At 59.5% G+C, this 8,595-nt stretch carries 8 protein-coding genes; 7 read left to right on the top strand and 1 reads right to left on the bottom strand.

Going from position 1 to position 8,595, the window contains the following annotated elements; translation table 11 throughout:
* Window positions 1–256 precede the first annotated feature (256 nt).
* The 6 genes from JFN93_RS25195 to JFN93_RS25170 all read left to right on the top strand — a co-directional run bounded on the left by JFN93_RS25195 (window position 257) and on the right by JFN93_RS25170 (window position 5,540).
* A complete protein-coding gene (locus tag JFN93_RS25195; RefSeq protein ID WP_199387156.1) occupies window positions 257–1,864 on the top strand; it encodes a DUF748 domain-containing protein in 1,608 nt (535 codons plus the stop codon).
* An 18-nt stretch (window positions 1,865–1,882) separates the two neighbouring features.
* The gene (locus JFN93_RS25190; RefSeq protein ID WP_199387155.1) at window positions 1,883–3,874 is read left to right on the top strand and encodes an amylo-alpha-1,6-glucosidase; all 1,992 of its coding nucleotides are present in this window, start codon (window positions 1,883–1,885) and stop codon (window positions 3,872–3,874) included.
* A gap of 136 nt (window positions 3,875–4,010) precedes the next feature.
* Window positions 4,011–4,163 carry a DUF3309 family protein gene (locus JFN93_RS25185; protein ID WP_199387154.1) on the top strand — a complete coding sequence of 51 codons (153 nt, stop codon included), beginning with the start codon at window positions 4,011–4,013 and terminating at the stop codon, window positions 4,161–4,163.
* 37 nt (window positions 4,164–4,200) lie between these two features.
* Window positions 4,201–4,389 carry a DUF6496 domain-containing protein gene (locus JFN93_RS25180; RefSeq protein WP_199387153.1) on the top strand — a complete coding sequence of 63 codons (189 nt, stop codon included), beginning with the start codon at window positions 4,201–4,203 and terminating at the stop codon, window positions 4,387–4,389.
* Between the two features lie 12 nt (window positions 4,390–4,401).
* Window positions 4,402–4,953: a quinol:electron acceptor oxidoreductase subunit ActD gene (locus tag JFN93_RS25175; protein ID WP_199387152.1), complete on the top strand. Its 552-nt coding sequence runs from the start codon at window positions 4,402–4,404 to the stop codon at window positions 4,951–4,953.
* A gap of 44 nt (window positions 4,954–4,997) precedes the next feature.
* Window positions 4,998–5,540, top strand: coding sequence for a hemerythrin domain-containing protein (locus JFN93_RS25170; RefSeq protein WP_199387151.1), 543 nt, complete (start codon window positions 4,998–5,000; stop codon window positions 5,538–5,540).
* 107 nt (window positions 5,541–5,647) lie between these two features.
* On the opposite strand, the gene JFN93_RS25165 is transcribed toward JFN93_RS25170, so the two are convergent.
* Window positions 5,648–6,475, bottom strand: a complete 828-nt coding sequence (locus JFN93_RS25165) for an epoxyqueuosine reductase (protein ID WP_199387150.1) — start codon at window positions 6,473–6,475, stop codon at window positions 5,648–5,650.
* Between the two features lie 254 nt (window positions 6,476–6,729).
* On the opposite strand from JFN93_RS25165, the gene JFN93_RS25160 reads away from it, so the two are divergent.
* Window positions 6,730–8,445 (top strand): glycosyltransferase family 39 protein, encoded by a 1,716-nt coding sequence (locus tag JFN93_RS25160; protein ID WP_199387149.1) that lies wholly within the window; start codon window positions 6,730–6,732, stop codon window positions 8,443–8,445.
* The last annotated feature ends 150 nt before the right edge of the window (window positions 8,446–8,595 follow it).

Below are 8,595 nucleotides of genomic sequence, written 5' to 3'. Positions count from 1 at the left end.
GCATGAATTCACTGTCTACTATTTAGTTTTCAAAGACCAAGCCGCCGTTCGCGACAGACTCAGCAACTTACCCGAACCGCCTCCGAGTGTCAACAGGTTTTTTCCGGAAGATGTATTTTTTCTTCGCCCGCCCCCCCCGGCATCACATAAATGCTGCTCCTGCCGCCACTTAGCGCGTTGACAAAAAAGAGGTGCGGTCTAAATTATTAGCCTGCCCAAATCCACCATCTTTCCCGACGCAATTCTGGAGCCTGCCATGGCTGAACCGGAAGAAAAGACCCCAGCGCCTCCCCAGCGCCCCGGCAGGGGCACGCACCTTCTTCGATGGGTAGTCGGCATCATCGTCGGCATCTGCATCATCTTGTTCATCGCCTCCTTTTTCATCGACGAACCGGTTCGGCGGGTGATCGAGAAGAAACTGAACACTCACCTGGTGGGATACACGGTGCGCCTCCCCGGACTGCACGTGCGGCTGATCGGCTTTGCCCTTACCTTCAAGGGTTTGACCATCGCCCAGAAGGCACATCCCGCCCCGCCTATCATCGAGTTTCCCATCCTTAAGGCGAACGTACATTGGCGCGAAATATTCTCCGGCAAACTGGTCGGGGAGCTGACCCTGATCCGTCCCAAGGTACACGTGAACCTGGCCCAGCTGAAGACGGAGGTGCACAGCAACGTGCCGGTCAAAAAGCGCGGCTGGCAGCAGGCGCTCGAAGACATCTACCCCCTGAAGATCAACCACGTCCTCATCAAGGACGGTGACATCACCTACCTGGACCCGGACAGCAAGCTCCCGCTGCGGCTGGGTCACGTCAACTTCGAGGCGGACAACATCAGAAACATCCACCTCCCCGACCGGGTCTACCCCTCCAATTTCCATCTCGACACCACCGTCTTTGATAGCGGCCGCGGCACCGTGGACGGCAAGGCCAACCTTCTGGCCGAACCGGTTCCGGGGGTGAAGGCCCATTTCAAATTGGAAAAAGTCCCTATCGACCGGATCAAACCGATCATCGCGCGGGCCAGCCTCTCCATCCAGGGAGGTCAACTCGGCACGGACGGAGCCATCGAATACGGCCCGAAGGTGAACACGGCGCAGATCAGGAACCTGGTGATCAGTGGCATGACGGTGGACTATATCCACTCCGCAGCCACGGCTGCCGCAGAAAACAGACGCGCGGCAATGGCCAGGCAGGCCGCCAAGAAGCTCAGCAACCGTCCCGGGCTGCTGCTCCGCATGGACCAGATGAACCTCACCGGCTGCACCTTCGGCATGATCAACCGGAACAAGGCCGCCCCCTACCGGATCTTCATCTCCGACACCAACCTGCACCTCAGCAATTTTTCCAACCAGTTCAGCCAAGGGGCATCCACCGCGCGCCTCACCGGTAAGTTCATGGGAACGGGCACCACCCAAGCGACGGCCGCCTTTCGCCCGGAAAAGCAGGGACCGGACCTCGATCTCTACGTGAAAATCGACAACACACAGTTAACGGGAATGAACGAGCTGCTCCACAGCTACGCCAATTTCACCGTTACCGGCGGGACGTTTTCTCTGATCACCGAGCTCCACGTCAAGAACAACGCCGTCACCGGTTACCTGAAACCGTTTTTCAAGGACCTGCAGGTGCGCCACGAGCGCAAGGGGCCCCTGCATCGGCTCTATGAGATGCTGGTCGGTGGCGTGGCCAAGCTGCTGGAAAACCGACCGAGACAGCAAGTCGCGACGAAGGCCGATATCTCGGGGCCGTTAAAGAGCCCGCAAACCAGTACCTGGCAAATTATCGTCGAGCTGGTGCGCAACGCCTTTTTCAAGGCGATCCTCCCGACCTTCGAACATGAGGCCCGCGCCGTCAAACGCTAATCGACATCGGAGCACGCCATGCCCACAACCAAACGGGTGCTGACCTGGCCCCCCCCCTATCGTGCCCAGGAGCTGCAAGATCGTGAATGGCTGGTGACTAACGGCCTGGGCGGTTACGCCTCGGGAACCCTCAACGGAGTCCCCACCCGTCGCTACCACGGTCTGCTGATCGCCGCCTTCCCACCGCCGGTCGGCCGTTTCATGACCTTCAACCGCCTTCACGAGCAGATCGTCATCGATGGCCAGCGCTACAGCCTTTCCGGGGAGAGCGTCGCCGAGGGCGTCTCCGCCTCGCTGCGGTCCTTCACCCTGGAAGACGGGCTGCCGCGCTGGCGCTACGAGATCGCCGGCGCCACCATCGAAAAAAGGATTTTCCTTCCCCATCTGCAAAACACGGTACACGTGATGTTCCGGGTCCTCAGTTCCAAGCAGGCCGTCCGCCTGGAACTGCGGCCGTCCCTGCATTTTCGCGGGCACAACGAACCGGTCGATCACCAGGTTCCCGAACCGTACCGTTTCGAGGGGGGAGAAAACCGATACGAGGTACGGGGGCACGAGCCGCACATGCAGCTCCGTTTTCTGGGTGACGGCCCCGGATTTAGCTGCACCGCCCAAACGATGCTCGAAAGCGAGCTCTGCTACAGCATCGAACAGGAACGGGGCTACGAGTGCTTCGGGGAAATCTGGAGCCCGGGCTTTTTCTCCTTCGAGCTGGCGCAGGGAGATCGCGCCATAATTTCCGCCTCCACCGAAAGCTGGGAAACGCTGCAATCCCATCCGTGCCGCCAGGCGCTGCTTCAGGAACGCCGGCGGCGCAGAATGCTCCGAAGAATTGCCGCACCGGCGGCGCGTAGCGGAGTTGCCGCGGAACTGGTCATCGCCGCGGACCAATTCGTCACCAGCAGCGGTGTAGGGAGCTCGGATCCGGAGCTGCGCAGGATCATGGCCGGGTACCACTGGTTCGGCGACTGGGGACGCGACACCATGATTTCCCTGGAAGGGGTCACCCTGGCCACGGGAAAAATCGACGAGGGCGGCGCCATCCTGCGCAAGTACGCCGAGTACATAAAGGACGGACTCATTCCCAACATGTTCCCGGAGGGGGCAACCGAGGGGGTCTACAACACGGCCGATGCAACCCTGTGGTATTTCCACGCCCTGGACCGATATACCGAGGTGAGCGGGGAGCGCGACACCCTCCGGGCCCTGCTCCCAAAGCTGCGTGACATCGTCGAGCACCATCACGCGGGAACCCGGTTCGGGATCGGCGTCGATCCCGCCGACGGACTGCTGCGGCAGGGTGCGGAGGGGTACCAGCTCACCTGGATGGATGCCAAAGTAGGGGACTGGGTGGTTACGCCGCGGCGCGGCAAGGCGGTGGAGATCAACGCGCTGTGGTACAACGCACTGCGGCTACTGCAAACGTGGTGCGAAGAGGAGTCGGAGCCTGCCTTTGCCCAGCGCCTCGCCGGGCTGGCGGGGCAGGTTTATCGCTCCTTCAACGAGCGCTTCTGGTACCAGGAAGGCGGGTATCTCTACGACGTCGTCGACGGCGAGGCGGGAGACGACCCGGCCTGCCGTCCGAACCAGCTGTTCACCCTCTCGCTGCGCCACAGCGTCCTCGACCCGGCGCGGTGGCATGCCGTGCTGGATACGGTGCAGGAACAGCTGCTGACCCCGGTTGGGCTGCGCACCCTTTCCTGGAACCATCCCGATTACAAGCGGCGCTACACCGGCGACCTTAGGTCCCGCGACGCGGCCTACCACCAGGGGACCGTCTGGCCTTGGCTGATCGGGCCCTTCATCGACGCCTGGCTCCGGGTGAACCCGGGCTATCGCAAGCAAGCGCGTGCTTTTCTGAACCGGATGTGCGGGCATCTCGACGATCAATGCATCGGAACCATTGGCGAGATCTGTGATGCGGAAGAACCGTTCACCCCGCGGGGGTGCATTGCCCAAGCCTGGAGCGTGGCGGAGGTCCTGCGCTGCTGGATGAAGACGGAGGGGTAGACGGTTTGCGGCGTGGGGCCGGTGCGGTTGCGCGTTGACAAAAAAATCCGGAATTGCGAGAATTTATTAAAAGATTCCAAAGACGCGACATCGTCGGTCTCCCGCCCTCGCAGCGGGAGTACCAGGGAGAACAGCCATGAGACTGATCGTGTTGATCCTGCTGATCCTGTTGGTTCTGGGTGCCCTGCCAACCTGGCCGTACAGCTCCGGCTGGGGCTACTACCCAAGTGGTGGTCTGGGGCTGATCCTCCTAATTTTGATCATCCTGATGCTGATCGGATATTTCTGATGGGATCGACGAGGTAACCGGCACAGGGAGAACAATAATGGCTAGGTACGGAAAGAAAGCACAGGAAACCGTCGAAGAGGCCATGCACAAGTTCAAAAAGGGTGAACTGAAAAGTGGCGGAAGCGGCAAGACGGTGAAAAACCCTAAGCAGGCCATCGCCATCGGCCTGTCCGAGGCGAGGGAGAAAGGGGCGAAGGTTCCCGAGCCGCCTAAGAAAAAGGCTTAAGGAGAAGCAGCCATGAAAAACTCTGCAGTATTCGGCATGTACCGGACCCGGGAGGCGGTGGAGCAGGCAGTCTATGCACTGCAAAGCGCCAATTTCCGCAATACCGATATATCGGTCCTCTTCTCGGAGAACGTGGGCACCAAGGACTTCGCCCATGAGAAACACACGAAGCTTCCGGAAGGCTCGACTGCCGGTGCGGGAACCGGCGCCATCGTCGGGGGCGCACTCGGCTGGCTGAGCGGCCTGGGAGCCCTGGCCATCCCCGGTGTGGGTCCCCTCATCGCTGCCGGCCCGATCGTGGCGCTGCTGGCCGGTATCGGTGCCGGCGGAGTCATCGGGGGGATCGCCGGAGCGCTCGTCGGGATGGGGATTCCGGAGTACGAGGCAAAGCGCTACGAAGGGCGGGTCAAGGAAGGGGGCATCCTCCTGTCGGTTCACTGTGACAACACCGATTGGCGCAAGCGCGCGGTAGAGGTGCTGAGAGACACCGGCGCCGAGGACATCGGAACCGAAGGAGAAGCAAAGGCTGATTTCGCAGTGAGCGACAAGCCGCGGCCGCGGTGACCGGGGTTCGGGCGAGTACCAGCGGACTGGCCAGAGGAGGCCTGATGATGACCGACGCAGAGGGTAAGGGGCACGGGAAGCTCGCATCCGAGGTGGCACCGGAACCAGTGTCGATCGGATCCATCTTCGACCTTCTGGCCAACGAGCACCGGCACATCATGGAGCTGTTCAACGCGATCGTCGATACGGACAGCAAAACCGTTGCCCCTGCCTTGAAGGTCTTCTCTGAACTGCAGGAAGAACTCATGACTCACCTCGAGGGAGAAGAGCGCTTCTTCTTCTCGGCACTGGAAATCGATGATGACCTGAGCGAAAAGGTCCTCGAGGAGTACGAACAACATCATATTGCCAAGACCCTTCTGGCATCGTTCAATAGCCTTGCCGTGGATGACCACCGCTGGAAGGCGAAGATCAAGGTGTTGTGGAAACTCTTTCAGTTCCACGTCACGGATGAGGATCTCCTGATCCAAAAGGCGCGGCTGCTGTTCCCCGAAGGCAAGGCACGGGAAATGGCGAGACAGTTCCTGGAGTTTCGCGGAAAGGGAGGAAGTACCAAGGCGGTTGGCGAACCGGTCGCAGATCTTTAAGAGCGAAATCAATATATAAAAGGACGCCCGCATCAGATAGCTGCGGGCGTCCTTTTTTTGTGCCGGAAAGGCTCGTCATCCAGCAAAGACGGGCGGCGGAGGTTTCGCTAGTTACGGCCGGGAATCCCCGCCTCGCAGGGAACCCGGGTCTGGCACAGGCCGCACCCGGTCTGGGCTACGCCGTACGTTTGCCCGACCTGAGCCGGCGCCGTTTCATATACGTACGTTTTGCATTTCTCCTTATCGTGTCCGGTGCGGGAAAGCGCGCCGACTGGGCATCGGCCGATGCACGCTCCGCAGGAACCGTCGCGGAAATACAGGCAGTTCTCGGTGTGGGTGCGGTAAATCTTTTCCGACGGGACCACCGGCGCATCGGTAATGACACTTCCGCAACGATGGGCGATACCCCTCGGCGTAATGAGCGCATCGTTAAGACTGAACGTACCCAGTCCCGCTGCGTAGGCCGCGTGGCGCTCGGACCATGAAGAGGCTCTTCCCACGGCGGTGTCGGAAAACTCCTGCCACGAAGGATGAAATTGAGGCGCAAGCGCATGAAATCCTGCGGTTTTAAGGTACGTCACCAGGTGACGGCGCAGGGCTCCATTGAATGCCTCGCCGTGGGTTCGCGTCACCGCCCAGGGGCGCGACGGAAACACCTGCTCGGCGGCGTTGGAACGGCGGACCGCTTCGGAAATCGGAAGGACCCAGCTAATTACCGTCCGGGGCACCCAAGGCACCTCCTCCGCCCTGCAAAGCTCCAGTGGGGTAAGGTGGAAATCCCCAATCACCTTCTTGTACGTTGCAAACAGCGGGTCGTCCGCGACAGCAAACCCTACCAGGGGCACATCGAACAAGCTCCCCGCCGCCTCGGGATGACGATTCCCGTCATCTTCCGCCACAAACCGCTCGATCTCTTCTCTAATCGCTTGATTCACGCACACCTCCCCTGAAACAAGTCCCAGAGCCCGCAGATTAGGACGGCATGCCCGCAATGTCAAAGAGAAAACTTCCCCACCCCTGGCACTCCGTTCGGTAGTTGGGTCAGCAAGTTAAGCAGGGTCAACAAGACTCGCAACGGCATGATTAATTTTTTTAAATAGACTCACAATCATACGTATGATATTAGTTTTGTCTAATCAAATACAACTCTCAGCGCAGCCTATCATTTCCTCTGCACAAGGAGTTCTCCATGAAACTACTGGCAAGAAGACTGTCACAGAGTCCCACGGTGTTGGACCTCTTTGTTTTGTCAGTGTTTTTCGGATTCGCCTACTTTTTCAGACTGGGTCGATTCCCCCTGCTGGGGACCGATGAAGCCAGATACCTGGAGATCCCGAGGGAAATGATCGAGCGGGGCGACTTTGTGACGCCTACCCTGAACTACGTCCCCTATTTCGAGAAGCCGCCTTTGCACTACTGGGTGAACGTGCTGGCCACCTGGATCTTTGGTGAAAGCGCCTTTGCCGCGCGCTTTTTCGGTGCGCTCTGGGCGGTTCTGGGAATCCTGATGGCGTATCACCTGGGCCGGAAGTTGTTCGGCCGTCTGGAGGGTTTGTGTGCGGCCGTGGTACTGGGTACGGCCATCGGATTTATGGTGCAGGGGCGAACCAACATCACCGACACTACCCTTACCTTCTTTCTCTGCGCAGCGCTTGGCTCGATCCTGCTGGCAATGCAGCCAGAAGAAAAACATAAGGGATTCTATTACCATCTTTTCTATATCTGTGCCGCACTCGCGGTGCTCGCCAAAGGGCTGATCGGGATCGTCCTTCCCACAGCGATAATCGTGATCTTCCTGGCAGTAACAAGACGTTGGCCCCTGCTGCAAGAAATGCGTCCGGGCTCCGGAACCTTACTGTTCTTCGTCGTCGCATCACCCTGGTTCATACTGGTATCGCTGAGAAACCCGCAGTTTTTTCAGTTTTTCTTCATTCATGAACACTTCGCGCGCTATCTCACCAAGACGCACCATCGCTATCAGCCCTTCTGGTTTTACCTTCCGGTCCTGATCGGGTGCCTGCTCCCCTGGACGTTCTTTCTACCGGCGGCGATCAAGAGCGCCTGGAGAGAACACATCAACGGAAAGGGAGAGGCCAAGCTCTTTTTGCTGCTGTGGGCCGGAACGATCTTATTTTTCTTTTCCCTCTCGAGCTCGAAACTTATCCCGTACATATTGCCCGTCTACCCGGCCCTTGCCCTGTTGGTAGGGGCCACCTTGGCAGAAACCATAGAGAAGCACTCGGATCGGCTCCAAAAACCGGGAGCCATTCTCGGTCTCACCAACCTGATCATTGCGGTCGGAGTTGCGCTTTATCCGGTACTGGCCAAGTCGCCCCGCATTACCGAACCCGGAGCCATTCTGCTCGGTGGCCTTTTTGCGGCCCAGGGGCTGAGCGCGCTCATTGCCTCGCGACACCCTGAGCCGAGTCGACTTTTTGTGATTTTGCTGTTGTCCGCGTATGTCTTGGGGATTGCCGGGCCGCCGGTCATCTACGATGCCATCGGGAAAAGGAAGCTGATCCGGGACCTTGCGCTCATGGTCAACGAAACGGCCGAGCCAGGCGCGGTGGTAGCGTCGGTGGGGTACCAACAGGAATTGCCGCTCTACACCAAGCGCAGGGTGGTCGTGGTTGGCGATGAGGGAGAATTGGAGTTCGGCAGAAAGCAGGGGAACAACGGCTCCTGGTTCTTGGGGACGCAGCAGTTCCAAAGCCTGTGGCGGGAGAGCGAGCGTCAGATCCTGGCTGTGGTGCCGAGAGACAACCTGGAGGGATGGAACAAAAGCCTCGTGCCGGCGCCGCGGGTGCTGGCCATGCAGGGGAAACAGGCGCTGATTACCAACCAGCCGGGAAAGGGACAACTCAAAGTGGGAATGAACTGGGGTAGCAAAGAAAAGCGGAAGTAGCCGTGGTGGGGGGAACGGGCACGGCAGGTGCCGATCCCCCCTCGGCCCCAAAAGCAAAAGGCCCACCCGACGCTATGTCAGGTGGGCCTTTCAAATAAATTCCCTGCGGCGACCTACTCTCCCACACAGTTACCCATGCAGTACCATCGG

This window comes from Geomesophilobacter sediminis, assembly GCF_016458275.1.
In the GTDB taxonomy this organism is placed as follows: domain Bacteria; phylum Desulfobacterota; class Desulfuromonadia; order Geobacterales; family Geobacteraceae; genus Geomesophilobacter; species Geomesophilobacter sediminis.
This window is presented reverse-complemented; position numbering and strand designations above follow the sequence as displayed.